The organism is Vibrio gallaecicus (assembly GCF_024347495.1).
GTDB lineage: Bacteria > Pseudomonadota > Gammaproteobacteria > Enterobacterales > Vibrionaceae > Vibrio > Vibrio gallaecicus.
Map to the genome: position 1 here is coordinate 62,371 of NZ_AP025490.1, position 13,971 is coordinate 76,341.

Below are 13,971 nucleotides of genomic sequence, written 5' to 3' on the forward strand. Positions count from 1 at the left end.
GGTGTTTAATAAAGCTATAAAGCTATAAAGCTATAAAGCTATAAAGCTATAAAGCTATAAAGCTATGGTGTTGTGCAGCCTTCAGTGCAGTTCCTTTTCAGTACTTGCTTTTCCGGTGTAGGAGTTAGCATGGCTAGCAACATTTTCTGCTTGATGTCTTTCGGTATATTTGGATTAGATAAAATACGCCTACGAGTCAGTTCCAACATGCTGTTGACAGACATTTGGGCAGAATCACTGCCTTTGGCATGGAAGAGCAAGCTGGTGACTTCATACATCATGTTTTCTGCAATCTGTTTTTCTTGTGCCAACTGCTGGTTTTGATAAATCAGCATGCTAGAAAGTGTGGTGCCAGAAAGCAGCAACAAACAAGAAAGTGCACATTGAACTGGTCTGCGGCAGAAAAGCATTTTAGCCGTATAGAAAGGCAAGTGTGCTTTTTGCGATATTGGTCGGCATGCTAATAGGCTTTCAATATCGAGGCGCATTTCTGCAACGGTTGAATAGCGATCTTTGATCTGGTGCTGTATTGCTTTATAGGTGATATGAGCAATGTCAGACGTTGGCTTCTCTATAGGGAATAGCAGGCTGAGAATTTTACCTAATGAATACACATCGCTTTGTTGAGTCAAATAGTCGCCAGCCATTTGTTCTGGACTCGCATAGGCTTTGCTGTATGCCGTGAGCAGGGTGTGTTTTGATTTACTCGACTGGCTGACTTTTTGAGTCAAGTTGAAGTCGAGTATTTTTGGTGATGTATTCGCATCAATGAGTATATTTTCAGGTTTCAAGTCAGCATGTAAGATCTGATTCTGATGAGCATGCTCAATTGCTAAGCAAATATCTTTAAAGAGATTGAGCTTTTTATTCTGCGTGAGGGGTGTAGAGGCTAAGTACTGACATAAAGTCTGACCTTCAACACGCTCCATTACAATATAGACTGAGCCTTCATAAACACCACCATCGAAAACTTTAGCGATGTAAGGGTGGTTTAAATGAGCTAACAGTTGAGCTTCATCAAAAAGCGACTTTTTACCCAGAACATGGGTTAATGCTGGCTGGATGAATTTAATGGCTAAGTCTTGCTCAAATGTTTTATCAGCACGGCTGGCGGCGTAAACAATCCCCATCCCACCACGACCCAATTCATGAGTAATATGGTATTTATGAATAAGAGTATTGGTTAAGTCTAATTCGATACTCGTTGCTTGGTGCGCGTGAAAGCCGAGCAATTCGGTAAATTGCTCTGATTCTTTATTCACCGCAAGCAGTGGAGAAACTTGCTTGAAAAGCTCAGGTTGAAGTGATTTTAATTTTTTTAGATACACTTCTTTGTCTGAGACGGATAAATCCATGAGGTGATAAAAGACCTCTGTGGGACTTTGAGCTGACATTGTTACTACTGATAATATTGTATTTATTAGTTTTGCATTCTATAAGAAAGACGGCTCCATCTTGAAGATATTATTTAAATGAATACAAAAAAACCCAGCATCAACTGGGTTTTTTATAAAATTTATCAACAATTAACGCATTGTTACAAACTCTTCACTACCGGTTGGGTGAATCGCAACCACTGAATCGAAATCGGCTTTTGTTGCGCCCATCTTCATTGCAACACCAAAACCTTGGATCATTTCATCAACAGTAAAACCGATGCCGTGTAGACCAACAACCATTTCTTCTTCTCCAGCGCACACTAGCTTCATTTTACAAGGCTGACGGTGCTTCGTTACTGCTGTATACATAGCAGTAAAGCCAGAAGTGTAGACTTTGATATTGTCTTTGCCGTATTGCTCTTCAGCTTCTTGTGTCGTTAGACCAATGGTGCCGATAGGCGGGTGGCTAAATACAACCGTTGGAACTAAGTTGTAATCCATTTTCGCGTTGGTTTGACCGTTAAATAAACGCTCAGACAATTGACGACCCGCTTTAATCGCAACAGGAGTCAGCTCAATGCCGCCTTCCATGATGTCGCCAACACAGTAAATACCTTTCACGTTTGTTTCTTGGTATTCATTGACCTTAATGTAGCCACGATCGTTCGTTTCAACACCTGTAGACGCAAGGTTAATTGCATCCGTTGCTGGGTGACGACCAATTGCCCAAATAAGTGTATCTACGTTTTGGCTTTCACCATTTTCTAGATGTAGAGTCAGGCTACCATCCGCTTCTTTTACCACTTCTTTTGGCACTGAGTGTGTGTGAAGTGTTGGACCTTCCGTATTCATTACTTCTACTAACGTTTCTATGATCATAGGATCGAAGCTACGTAGTGGTGACTCTTTACGGCAGAAAAGGTGAGTTTCTGTACCTAGTGCGTGTAATACACCAGCAATCTCAACGGCAATGTAGCCTGCGCCAATAACAGCAACGCGCTTAGGTTGTTCCATTAGCTCAAAGAAGCCGTTTGAATCAATGCCGTGCTCTGCACCTGGAATGTTAGGGATAGTTGGGCGACCACCGACTGCAACGGTAATGTGATCAGCTGTGTATAGTTCGCCATTTACTTCTACTGTCTTCTCATCAACGAACTTAGCAAACCCTTTGATTACGTTTACTTTGTTGTTACCAAGAACGCGATCGTAAGATTGGTGAATACGGCCAATGTACGCCTGGCGATTTTCGATCATCTTGTTCCATTTGAACTCTTTAAGATCTACATCAAAGCCGTAATCTTCAGCGTAAAGGTTAATAGCTTCAGCGACTTGCGCGCCATGCCACATCACTTTCTTTGGTACGCAACCAACGTTTACACAAGTACCACCTAGGTCTTGAGCTTCAATTAGTGCCACTTTAGCGCCATGCATAGAAGCACGGTTTGCCGATGCAATACCGCCTGAACCGCCGCCAATACAAATGTAATCAAAATGAGTAGCCATTACTTTCTCCAATTTTTATTGAGTGAGAGCGTTGCTTGGATTGCTAGCGTAACGATCTCAACATGAATTTGTTTTATTTATTTTATATGGAGGATAGATCGGTTGAACTCAATCTATCCTTAAAATTATTGTTCTTTTTGTGCGCAATGAGAGGTTTCATTTCTCTTGGCAAAGTAGTGAACATTCAGGAATATTTATTCTGGAACGATCCATTCCACTTTGAAATGACCGGTTGCCGGTGCAATTGCTTCTTTTAAAACCGGTAAAATTTCATTCATCTGGTTTTCTAACATCCAAGGTGGGTTAATGACGATCATGCCTGATGCTGTCATACCGCGCTCGTTAGTATCAGGGGAAACACCGAGTTCAATTTGTAAGATTTTACGAATGCCTAACCCTTCTAACCCTTCAATCATGTCTTCAATATCACAACGGTTAACCACTGGGTACCAAATAGCATAGATACCTGTTGCCCAACGTTTGTGACTTTGTGCAATGGCTGTCACGACATCTCGGTACTCTTTTGCAAGCTCGTATGGAGGGTCAATCAGTACTAAACCGCGACGCTCTTTTGGAGGTAGGCTGCCCTTCAAACGTTGAAACCCATCTTCTTTGTAGATAGACACTTGACGGTCACGATGAAATTCTTGCTCTAGCAACGGGTGATCCGCTGGGTGAAGCTCGGTTAATACCATGCGATCTTGCTCGCGTAAATGAGCACGAGCCACACGTGGTGAACCCGGATAGAAACGTAACTTCTCACCGTTGTTTAGCGTTGAGATAGAATCTAGGTAGCTTTGTAACGCTTCTGGAAGGCCGTCTTGGTTTTCTTCATTCATCGACCAAAGGCGAGCAATACCTTGTTTGTATTCACCAGTCTTTTCAGACCATTCGTGCGTTAGGTCGTAGCGACCCACGCCTGAGTGAGTGTCGTGATAAACAAAAGGTTTATCTTTTTGCTTAAGTGAATTAAGAATAAGGCTTTGTACGATATGTTTAACCACATCCGCATGGTTGCCTGCGTGAAAACTGTGACGATAACTTAGCAAAATGATTTCTCGCTTAACTGAATGAACCGTGGAGTCTCATCAACTGGTACTCCAAACAAACTAATGTGAATGATTATACGCCACTATTGAAATTTGCATAAGCTGCCTACATTTATTAGACGTATAAATGATAAAAAAGACGAAATTTAAAAGGATGCCTCATGTCTAATCCATTACTGACTTTCACGGACTTACCTCCATTTTCTAAAATTTTACCCGAGCACGTTAAGCCTGCTGTTGAGCAAGTGATTGCCGACTGCCGCAAAAAAATCGAACAAGTATTAGAAGGTAATACTTCGCCAACTTGGGACAACCTTGTTGCGCCAATTGATGAAGTAGATGATCGCCTAGGTCGAATTTGGTCACCAGTAAGCCACATGAATTCGGTAGTAAATAGCGATGAATTACGTGATGCGTATGAAAGTTGCTTACCTATTCTTTCTGAATACGGTACATGGGTTGGCCAACACAAAGGCTTATTTGAAGCGTACAAATCGATTAAAGCGAGTGATGAATTTGCGACGCTAACGCAAGCTCAGAAAAAGACAATTACCGATGCACTGCGTGATTTTGAATTATCAGGAATTGGTTTACCTGCTGATGAGCAATACCGTTACGGTGAAATCAGCAAGCGCATGTCTGAGCTAGGCTCTCAATTTTCAAACAATGTGCTGGATGCAACCATGGGTTGGAGTAAGCATATTACTGATGTAGCTGAACTTGCAGGTATGCCTGAATCAGCACTTGCGGCAGCAAAAGCAACCGCTGAATCTAAAGAGTTAGAAGGTTACCTACTGACGCTTGATATCCCTTCATATCTACCAGTCATGACTTACTGTGATAGCCAAGAATTACGTAGAGAGCTTTATGAAGCTTATGTAACTCGCGCTTCTGATCGTGGTCCAAATGCAGGTAAATGGGATAACTCAGAGTTGATCACTGAACAGCTAAAATTGCGCCATGAAATCGCGCGTATGCTTGGTTTCGCGACTTACAGCGAAAAGTCACTATCGACGAAAATGGCTGAAACATCGGATCAAGTTCTAGGCTTCCTGAACAACCTTGCAGTAAAAGCTAAGCCTCAAGGTGAGAAAGAAGTCGAAGAACTGCGTCAGTTTGCTGAAAAAGAATTTGGTGTCGCTAATCTTGAATTGTGGGATATCGCTTATTACAGCGAAAAGCAAAAGCAAAACTTGTTTGAAATTTCAGACGAAGAACTGCGCCCATACTTCCCAGAAGCAAAAGCAGTTTCAGGTTTGTTTGAAGTTCTGAGCCGTGTATTCGGTATGTCAGTAAAAGAACGCACAGACGTGGATACTTGGCACGAGTCGGTACGTTTCTTTGATATTTTTGATGCAACTGACACATTACGTGGCAGCTTCTACCTTGATCTGTATGCTCGTGAGCATAAGCGCGGTGGTGCGTGGATGGATGATTGCCGTGGTCGCCGTATTACGGAATCTGGTGAGCTGCAAACTCCGGTTGCTTACTTAACGTGTAACTTCAATAAACCTGTTGGTGATAAGCCAGCACTGTTTACGCATGATGAAGTCGTTACTTTGTTCCACGAGTTTGGTCATGGTATCCACCATATGCTGACTCAAGTGGAAGCGGGCGCAGTAGCAGGAATTAACGGTGTACCTTGGGATGCCGTTGAACTGCCAAGTCAATTCCTAGAGAACTGGTGTTGGGAAGAAGAAGCACTGGCGTTCATTTCTGGTCATTTCGAAACAGGCGAAGCGCTACCAAAAGAAATGCTAGAGAAAATGCTGGCAGCGAAAAACTTCCAATCAGCGATGTTTATCTTACGTCAGTTAGAATTGGGCTTATTCGACTTCACTCTACACGCAGAATACGATCCTGAAATTGGCGCACGTGTTTTAGAAACTCTGCAAGATGTAAAAGCGAAAGTAGCGGTACTACCAAGTGTTGAATGGAACCGTTTCTCGCATAGCTTTGGGCATATCTTTGCTGGTGGCTACAGCGCAGGTTACTACAGCTACTTATGGGCTGAAGTTTTGTCGGCTGATGCATTCTCTGCATTTGAAGAAGAAGGTATTTTCAATGAAGCAACCGGTCAACGCTTCTTGAATAACATTCTTGAAATGGGTGGTAGTGAAGAACCAATGGAGCTATTCAAACGTTTCCGTGGTCGTGAGCCACAAATTGATGCGATGTTGCGTCACGCTGGTATTGAAGCGTAATTAAAACTGTATAAAGCAAAAGGCTGAACTTATGAGTTCAGCCTTTTTTGTATGTGTCTATTTTTGCTTTATTGACCAAAAGCTTCATCCTTCTGAAACTCTATCGTGATGAATAAGCCTTCTCGTTGTGACTTAGCTTTATCGTTATTACCGAAAAATATCGCTAGAGAGCTAAGGGTTCACATTACGGTTAATTGGGTTTTGCAGAGAAATCAGCGTCTCTGTGGATTGCACTTCATCAATCGCTTGTAGCTTATCTATCAATACAAATTGCAGCTCTTCAATCGACTTACACATCAGCTTCACAAAGATATTGTAAGCACCTGTTGTGTAATATGCCTCGACAACCTCATCCAATGCATTCAGCTTTTCAATGGCGGAATGGTAGTCTCGTGCGGCATTGAGGTTAATCCCAATGAAGCAACAAACGTCATAGCCCAGCTTTTTTGTGTTGACGACCACTTCCGTTTTTTCGATGACATCGGCGGCTTTCATCTTTTCGATACGAACGTGAATGGTGGCAGGGCTAACATCAAATTGCTTTGCCATTTCTGCATAAGGGGTACGTGCGTCTTCCATCAGGGTTTTTAGAATAGCGCGATCCAGGTCATCTAAGCGGGCTGTTGTTGTCGACATGCAAAGTCCTTGTACAGAGTGAAAAATGGTTAGCTAGAGTACATTTCATAGCCAAGGGTGATAATATTAACAGTATCTACATTGATAAGGTTAACTCAGTGCGCTTTTCGTTATTTATTCTCATGATGGTTTGCAGTTTTTTTGCTATTGCACAGCAGAAGGTAATCGCACAACCGAAAGAAATAGCACAACAGAAAGAAATGGCGAAACCGAAAGATGTTTTGGTTGTGCATTCGTATCATCAAGGCTTCTTCTGGACCGATGGTTTTCAAGAGGGACTCTCAAAGCCGTTGAATGACGAAGGGATTTCTTATCGAGTTGTTTACCTAGATGCCAAGCGAGTGCAAAGCCAAGCGTACTTAGAAAAAGTGTACCAGCTTTATAAATCAAAATTTTCTCATGAAGAATTCTCTGCAGTGGTGGTGAGCGATAATATTGCACTGCATTTAATGCAGCGTTTAGCTCCTGAGCTAAAAGGCACACCGGTAATTTTTGGGGGGATTAATGATTACTCACCAGAGATGCACAAAGACCTAAACGCGACAGGCGTCACCGAAGATATCGATATCCTTAATAACCTAAATCTCATTCAACGCCTGCAAGCGTCTGTAGATACCGTTTATATTGTGTCTGACTACTCTGTGACAGGAGAAGCAGTGCGTGCCCAAGTTGATGGTTTCTTGGCTCAGAATCCTGAGTTTGATGACTTGGTTGAACACTTCACTCCTGATACTTACCAAGAGCTCATTCAGTTTGCACAACGAAGCGACATGACAAATAGTGTGTTGTTTTGGGTGTATTACCGAGATAAAAATGGCTACATCAGTAGTGAAGATGATTGGCGCAAGCTAAACCAGTTAACGAATGTTCCTATCTATATGGTCCATGATTTAGGGTTAGGTTTTGGTGCTGTTGGTGGGGTTATCCAAAGTGGTTCATCTCAAGGTCGAGAAACCGGGGAAGTGTTAGTTGATGTATTAGCATCGCCAAATGAGCCACTTCCAAGAGCCAAATCCGGTTCTTCTGAAGTTAAGTTAGATCATCAACAACTTAACCGTTGGAATTTAGGTGCTGAAACTGAAGCGTCAGTAACATTATTGAATAAACCCGAGTCATTTATTGCCCGCTATCGAGATGAGATACGCACTATTGGTAGCGTGTTTCTATTGATGGCAATCGTAATTTTCATCTTGATCTATTATGTGAATCGCTTACGAATCAGCGAAAAAAACAGCCGAAAAAATCAATTACTTCTAGAATCCATTTTTGATCAAAGCCTTCAGTTTATGGGGATTGTTGAACAGAATGGGGTGCTTGTGTCGAGTAATACACAACTGCATGAACTGCTTTATAACCAAGGCTATAAATTGGGTTCTCCTCTCTTTGAACATCAACATTGGGAAGACTCTGCGAGCCAAACGTTAAAAGACTATTTTGCTGCTGGCACACCACATTCAGCTCTTAGGTTTGAAGGGGAAGTATGGTGCCAAGACCGAGGTTCAATGGTGTTGGAAGTGTCGCTGAAGCCAATGCCAAATTCAGATTTAGAAGACGTTCAGTTTTTACTTGAAGCAAGGGATATCACTTCTCGTAAATTAACCGAAAATAAGTTGTTTCAGCGAGAGGCGAATTTGAAGCTGTACTACGACAAACAGCCTGTCATGATGATTACTCTAGATGGAAATAACCGAATTCAACAGGCGAACCAATTTGCTGAGCAATTATTGGGTTATCCACTCGATGAGTTATTAGGTCATCGCCCAAGAGAGTTCTATTTAGAAAAAAACGTAATGATTCCTCGCCAAGTCTTGTTGCTACCTCAGCAGTCTTTGAAAGGAGTATGGCGACGAGATATTCAATATCGCCACGCAGATGGACACACTATTTGGATTCGTGAAAATATTCGCCCGTTAGTCGATTCGGACCAGCTGCTGATTGTTGGAGAAGACATCAGTGAAACACATGCGCTGTCGGAGCAACTTGAATACCAAGCGCGTTATGATTTATTAACGAATACGTTTAATCGTAATCATTTCGAGCAAGAGCTTGAAAAAGCACTGAAAGAAGTCGCGAGTCATATGAGAACTCATGCGATGTTATTTCTCGATCTCGACCAACTGAAAGTATTGAATGACACCGCAGGGCATGAAGCCGGAGATGCCGCCATTTTATTTTGCGCAGGGCTGCTTGAAGATGTCTTGCCTTATAACGCCATTTTAGCGCGTATGGGCGGGGATGAATTTGCCGTGTTACTTAAAGATTGCACAGAACGAGATGCTATCAATGTCTGTCGCAGCATTATTTCGACGATGAGAGAAGCCCCATTCTTGTGGGATGACATTCGCCTAAATTTAACCAGTTCAATAGGTATTCGCTTAATTGATCATACGGCTTCTTCGCCACAAATGGTTCACGCACAAGCAGATGCGGCTTGTCATATCGCCAAAGAGGAAGGTCGTAATCGTTATAACCTTTATCATCAAGATGATGAGGATTTACGTCGTCGCCATTTAGAAATGGAATGTGTGAATTTGGTTCATGATGCATTGGCTCATGATCGTTTAGAGTTGTTTGCTCAGCGAATCCTGGGTCTAGATAGTGATCATGACAAGATGCACTTTGAAATCTTAGCTCGAATCAAAAACAGCAAAGGTGAATACATTTCACCGGGGATCTTTGTACCAGCCTCTGAGCGCTATAACGTCGCACATAACATTGATCGCCAAGTAATAAAGCAAACCTTGCAATGGTTAGAAGATAACTTTGAAACCTTTAATGACTTGGGGCTATGTTCAATTAATTTATCGGGTCACTCGATGGGGAACCAAGAATTCATTGATTTCTTTTTAGAAAGCTTGAAAACAACTAGGGTACCGAACTGTAAGATTTGCTTAGAAATTACTGAAACTGCCGCCATGAGTAATATGAATCAAGCCATTGAGTTTTTCACCAAAGTGAAAGAGCTTGGTTGTTTGATTGCATTAGATGACTTTGGTTCGGGTTTGTCTTCGTTTGGGTATTTGAAAAAATTGCCTGTCGACATTGTAAAAATTGATGGTTTGTTTGTACGGGATATTGATGTCAATGAAATGGATAGAGTGATGGTTCGCTCTATTAATGACTTAGCGAAACAAATGGGCAAACGAACGGTCGCTGAATTTGTTGAAAATACTCAGATTATCGACAGACTCATGGAGCTTGGGGTCGATTATGCTCAAGGTTATATCATCGGCAAACCTAAGCCATTAGCGGAGCTGGTGGAAGAGCTGATTAGAGAGAAGAACATCTAAGAATGCTCAATGAGTGGCTGGCATAACTCTAGAGATAGCTATGGTAAGGCGTAATCATTAAGCTGAATATTAAAGCATTGAAGAAATGTGCATTTATCGCCACACCATCTAATACTTATTTTTGAGGCAATCAGGTAAACTGCTTGCCTTATTTATTTGCCCTCTCAATTTGATTGAGATTTGAATATCGACCTGCTGGAGACGACCTTGCACCTACAACTGATCTGCGAAGATGCTAATCAAACTGATCGCCTGAATGATTTAGCTGAACGTTGGAACTTATCTCATGATGATGCCAGTGATTTTGCCTTGGTGCTGACCTGTGAAAGGTTAGAACTTCGCAAGGTAGATGAACCTAAACTGGGTGCGATTTATGTCGATTTAGTCGGTGGGGCTGTAGGTCACAGACGCAAGTTTGGTGGCGGGAAAGGTCAAGCTATTGCCAAAGCCGCTGGGTTAAATAAAGGGGCAACTCCCACTATTTTAGATGGTACTGCTGGTTTGGGGCGTGATGCTTTTGTATTGGCATCTTTAGGGTGCAAAGTTCAAATGGTTGAGCGCCATCCGGTCGTCGCCGCTTTATTAGATGATGGTTTAGAGCGTGCCAAGCAAGACGCAGGCATTGGTTCATGGGTAAGCGAACGCATGAGCTTAATTCATGCCTCAAGCCATGACGCTTTAGATAAACTCGCCAATGATTCAAATTTTCAACAACCAGATGTAGTGTACTTGGACCCTATGTACCCACATCCTGAAAATAAAAAGAAATCCGCGTTAGTCAAAAAAGAAATGCGAGTTTTCCAGTCTTTAGTGGGAGCAGATTTAGACGCTGATGGTTTATTACAGCCTGCATTACTACTGGCCAGCAAGCGAGTGGTCGTGAAAAGACCAGATTACGCAGACTGGTTAGATGATAAAAAACCAAGTATGGCTATTGAGACAAAAAAGAACCGTTTTGATGTGTATGTAAAGGCTTCAATGACTTAGCGAAAGGCTGTTTTATTTAACCGACATAAATACGAAAAATTACTATTTATTGCTTGCGGTCGGTGAAATCTAGATGTATATCTAACTAAGAATTATTACCATTCTTAGCTGGAGTTGTAGAAATGGCTAAACGTTTTTGTAAGCTGAACCGACGAGACATCACTGAACATTTAGGTGAAATCCATAACTTGGTGACGGAACCTAAATTTGTGTGCCGTTCTTGTGCCCGTTCATCTGCAGATAAAGCCAATCTATGCAAGCCATCAGCAATACCACCTGTGGGTTGCCAAACTAAGTCGGTAGCAGAAAAAGCCGCTTGTGGTTTGCTTGCTGAAACTCTTCCAACTCCTGAACTGACCTTAGTTGATCAAATTCCCGTGTCATTTGCGGAGCCTCAAGCTGAAGTGGTACAAATTTTCGAACCTACACCTTTAGAAGAGCAGGCTGTTTTAGAGACTAATGTTTCTAAGAAAAAAGTGAAAAAGGCAGCCAAAATTGGTGTTGAAGCATTAGTGCTAGAGCAAAAACTAACGCTAGAAAAAAATGATAAGCTGGGGCGTAAAGAACTGAAGCGTGCGAAAAAATCGCTTAAAAAGCGTGAGAAATACAATAAAAAGCTAGCAAAAGTAGTGAAGCAGCACAGAAAGCTGCTTAAAAAGAGTCAGAAGCTTGAAAGCCAATTCGAAAGAATGAGCGCACATATCGAAAGTGTAGTATTGAATGAAAGGCAAATTTCAGACTCAACCAAGCATATCCACTAACTGGAAATAACAAACGGGTAATTAGCCCTATTAAGTAATTATAAAGATCAAAAAATAGCGACTGTCACCAGTCGCTATTTTTATTTGTTAGTGTGCTTATGCTACTCGCTTTTTTACCCAAGTTTCATTGACCCACAATGAAAGTAAAATAATACCGCCACCAATAGAAAGCCTGACTAAATCAACATCTCTATTCCAAATCAAAATATTCACCACAAGCCCTGCTGGGACTAATGCGTTATTCATCACTGCTAAAGCACCTGCATTAACCATGCACGCGCCTTTGTTCCACACAAAATAGCCTAAACCGGAAGCTATTAGCCCTAAATAAATAAGTACGCCCCATTGTAATGGTGTCGTCGGTAATTTGTCTGGATTACCGAGGAGCATGAAAGCGACAGATGCCACACATAATGCGCCTAAGTAGAAGTAGCCAAAGATGGTATGTTGAGGCAAATCTATTGATTCTTTCTCCATCACCACTTTGTAGCTCACCTGACCAATCGCAAAGCACAGGTTCGCACCTTGCACCACCAAAAAGCCCATTAAGAAATTTTCATTAATACCGGCAAACTTTATGAATACTGCGCCAACTACCGCAATTGCAGCTGTGACTAAATACCAAGGAGAGAAGCGACCTTTTAGGAAGTCATAAAAAAGAGTGACGTAAATTGGGGTGAAAACCGTAAACAACAGCACTTCAGGTACAGAAAGTAGTAAGAAAGATTGATAGTAGAAGCAATACATTAACCCTAATTGAATACCCCCAATTGACATTAGTTTAGCAATTAAAGGTTTAGGGACATTACGGAATTTTAAGAAAGGTAAAAAGACTAAGCCTGCTAAGGCAACGCGCATTAATACCGAGAACCAAGCATCTACCTGACCTGCGAGGTAAACGCCGATCAAGCTAAAAGAAAACGCCCAAAGTAGGGTGACTGCAGCTAAATAACTCATAAATCGATCTATTTGTTAAATGAATGTTCTGCAGTCTACCGAATCTTGTAATCTTAGTCTTGAGAATCCCGCAGGGGTACGACCAGCATGTCGACAGGAGAGGCATTGATCAGTTGGCGAGTGGACGAAAGTAGTTTGCTCCAAAAATCTTGATGGTGGCCGCAAACGACTAAATCAACGTTGAATTCATTAATCGTGTCACAGAGTTCATTACTTAAATCGCCGCTTCCGACTAAAGTATGAGTGACTGGATACTGTGCATGCTCCGCAAAATTTTGCAGTTGAATACGAGAAGCTTCCATTGCGTTATGTTGGGTTTCAGCCATGTTGATGTCAATAAGCCCGGTATAAAGCTCCGCATAATTGATATCAATATGGATAAAAGACACTTTAGAACCTAACGGCTTGGCGAGCGCTACCGCCTTATCTACCAATAGCTTACTGTCATCGGACAAATCGACGGCGACTAAAATATGTTGGTAACTCATACTGCTATCTCCCTATTATCGGTCTTATTATAGATTAGCACCGTCCTGTACGTTTTTTTGCCAGAGTGATCTCATATCCATTGTATTGCGTAGGAATACTAATCTTGTTCGGTGAAGTATTGGACTAAGAGATATCGCTTAAATAGTGATATAGTAAACCAAATTAAAGAGGTAACTAGGAGACTTTAATGCTATCTAAAACTATGGTCGAACAACTGAATGAGCAAATTAATCTAGAATTTTTCTCATCCAATCTATACTTACAAATGAGTGCTTGGTGTGAAGATAAAGGATTTGAAGGTGCAGCTGAGTTTCTGCGTGTTCATGCCGTAGAAGAAATGGAACACATGCAACGTCTATTCACTTACGTGAGTGAGACCGGTGCAATGCCAATTTTAGGTGCTATTGAAGCTCCAAAACATGAATTTGGTAGTTTAGGTGATGTGTTCCGTGAAACTTACGAACATGAGCAGATGATTACTCAACAAATCAACAAACTGGCTCACGTTGCTTTTACATCACAAGATTACTCAACGTTTAACTTCCTACAGTGGTACGTGGCTGAGCAGCACGAAGAAGAGAAGTTATTTAAAGGCGTTCTAGACAAGTTAGAGCTTGTTGGTGAAGACGGTAAAGCGTTGTTCTTCATTGATAAAGATTTAGCTCAATTGGCAAAAGATGGTTCATCTTCAATTATGGAAGCTCCTGCAGCGTAAA

General features: G+C 41.7%; 11 protein-coding genes. 5 read left to right on the plus strand and 6 right to left on the minus strand.

Annotation, left to right across the window (positions count from 1 at the left end; translation table 11 throughout):
- Positions 1 to 62: 62 nt before the first annotated feature.
- From OCU78_RS00280 to OCU78_RS00290, 3 genes are all read right to left on the minus strand, one after another.
- On the minus strand, positions 63 to 1,394 hold the full coding sequence (locus tag OCU78_RS00280) for a serine/threonine-protein kinase (protein WP_137373894.1): 1,332 nt from the start codon (positions 1,392 to 1,394) through the stop codon (positions 63 to 65).
- 132 nt (positions 1,395 to 1,526) lie between these two features.
- Positions 1,527 to 2,882, minus strand: a complete 1,356-nt coding sequence (gene gorA / locus OCU78_RS00285; protein ID WP_137373895.1) for a glutathione-disulfide reductase — start codon at positions 2,880 to 2,882, stop codon at positions 1,527 to 1,529.
- A gap of 194 nt (positions 2,883 to 3,076) precedes the next feature.
- Positions 3,077 to 3,931 carry a 23S rRNA (adenine(2030)-N(6))-methyltransferase RlmJ gene (locus OCU78_RS00290; protein ID WP_137373896.1) on the minus strand — a complete coding sequence of 285 codons (855 nt, stop codon included), beginning with the start codon at positions 3,929 to 3,931 and terminating at the stop codon, positions 3,077 to 3,079.
- A gap of 161 nt (positions 3,932 to 4,092) precedes the next feature.
- On the opposite strand from OCU78_RS00290, the gene prlC reads away from it, so the two are divergent.
- Positions 4,093 to 6,135, plus strand: coding sequence for an oligopeptidase A (prlC, locus tag OCU78_RS00295; RefSeq protein WP_137373897.1), 2,043 nt, complete (start codon positions 4,093 to 4,095; stop codon positions 6,133 to 6,135).
- Positions 6,136 to 6,306: 171 nt separating this feature from the next.
- Here prlC and asnC read toward each other — a convergent pair whose 3' ends face one another.
- Positions 6,307 to 6,771, minus strand: coding sequence for a transcriptional regulator AsnC (asnC, locus tag OCU78_RS00300; RefSeq protein WP_137373898.1), 465 nt, complete (start codon positions 6,769 to 6,771; stop codon positions 6,307 to 6,309).
- 98 nt (positions 6,772 to 6,869) lie between these two features.
- On the opposite strand from asnC, the gene OCU78_RS00305 reads away from it, so the two are divergent.
- From OCU78_RS00305 to OCU78_RS00315, 3 genes are all read left to right on the plus strand, one after another.
- Positions 6,870 to 10,061, plus strand: coding sequence for an EAL domain-containing protein (locus OCU78_RS00305; protein WP_338117238.1), 3,192 nt, complete (start codon positions 6,870 to 6,872; stop codon positions 10,059 to 10,061).
- A 207-nt stretch (positions 10,062 to 10,268) separates the two neighbouring features.
- Complete coding sequence (locus OCU78_RS00310; RefSeq protein ID WP_137373899.1) at positions 10,269 to 11,048, plus strand: class I SAM-dependent methyltransferase; 780 nt, start codon at positions 10,269 to 10,271, stop codon at positions 11,046 to 11,048.
- Positions 11,049 to 11,170: 122 nt separating this feature from the next.
- Positions 11,171 to 11,809, plus strand: a complete 639-nt coding sequence (locus OCU78_RS00315; protein WP_137373900.1) for a hypothetical protein — start codon at positions 11,171 to 11,173, stop codon at positions 11,807 to 11,809.
- Between the two features lie 96 nt (positions 11,810 to 11,905).
- Here the strand turns inward: OCU78_RS00315 and OCU78_RS00320 are convergent, their stop codons facing one another.
- Entirely contained in the window at positions 11,906 to 12,766 is an 861-nt protein-coding gene (locus OCU78_RS00320) for a carboxylate/amino acid/amine transporter (RefSeq protein ID WP_137373901.1), read from the minus strand.
- A gap of 53 nt (positions 12,767 to 12,819) precedes the next feature.
- The gene (gene uspA / locus OCU78_RS00325) at positions 12,820 to 13,254 is read right to left on the minus strand and encodes a universal stress protein UspA (protein ID WP_137373902.1); all 435 of its coding nucleotides are present in this window, start codon (positions 13,252 to 13,254) and stop codon (positions 12,820 to 12,822) included.
- A 188-nt stretch (positions 13,255 to 13,442) separates the two neighbouring features.
- On the opposite strand from uspA, the gene ftnA reads away from it, so the two are divergent.
- Positions 13,443 to 13,970: a non-heme ferritin gene (ftnA, locus tag OCU78_RS00330; protein ID WP_137373903.1), complete on the plus strand. Its 528-nt coding sequence runs from the start codon at positions 13,443 to 13,445 to the stop codon at positions 13,968 to 13,970.
- The last annotated feature ends 1 nt before the right edge of the window (position 13,971 follow it).